Raw genomic sequence first — 207 nt, 5'->3', positions numbered from 1 at the left:
ACCAGCAGGTCACGCAGAACTCGACCGACATCAGCGACCTGCAGGGCAATGTCACGAACATCACCGGCCAGCTCGCCGATGCGGTGATGTACGACACGTCGACGCACGACTCGGTGACGCTGGGCGGCACGGATGCGACCACGCCGGTGGCGCTGCATAACGTGGCGGCGGGCGCAGTCTCGGCAACGAGCCTCGACGCGGTGAACG

General features: G+C 66.7%; 1 protein-coding gene. It reads left to right on the top strand.

The window, feature by feature from the left end; genetic code table 11:
* A partial coding sequence (locus AB4Y44_RS43165) for a hypothetical protein (RefSeq protein WP_368702877.1) occupies window positions 1-207 on the top strand: 207 nt, incomplete at both ends.

The sequence above is a fragment of the Paraburkholderia sp. BR10937 genome (assembly GCF_040965695.1).
Taxonomy (GTDB): Bacteria; Pseudomonadota; Gammaproteobacteria; order Burkholderiales; family Burkholderiaceae; genus Paraburkholderia.
Note: the sequence above shows the minus strand (reverse complement) of the source record. Positions and strands in the feature narration are given on the sequence as shown.